General features: G+C 71.6%; 1 protein-coding gene. It reads left to right on the top strand.

Features of this window, described 5'->3' with window-relative positions; genetic code table 11:
* Positions 1-28 precede the first annotated feature (28 nt).
* The coding region (locus tag OQ02_RS39685) for a tetratricopeptide repeat protein (protein WP_197043737.1) at positions 29-327 on the top strand (299 nt) is incomplete at its 3' end.

The following is a 327-nucleotide window of genomic DNA, read 5'->3' as shown; positions in this document are numbered from 1 at the left end:
CGACCAGGCGGCGACGGCGATCCGCCGGGTGATCGAACTGCTGCGGACGGACGGTCACCGGCTGTTCCTCGCCACGGGGCTCACCAAGTACGGCGACATCCTGCGCGCCCTAGGCCGCCGGGACGAGGCCTTCGCGGCCCTCACGGAGGCGCTTGCCATCAGACACCGCATGGAGGACGCCGGCGGCACGGCCGACTGCCTGGCCTTCACCGCCCGCGCCCACCACCACTTCGGCGAAGGGGAGGCGGCCCGGGAGACCTGGCGGACCTGCCTGGAACTGGCCCGCACCCACAACCTGACCACACGGATAGACGAATGCCTCAAGGG

Origin of the sequence: Saccharothrix sp. NRRL B-16314 (genome assembly GCF_000716595.1) — a bacterium.
In the GTDB taxonomy this organism is placed as follows: Bacteria; Actinomycetota; Actinomycetes; order Mycobacteriales; family Pseudonocardiaceae; genus Actinosynnema.
The sequence above is the reverse complement of the archived record's forward strand: the minus strand, read 5'-3'. Positions and strand labels throughout refer to the sequence as shown.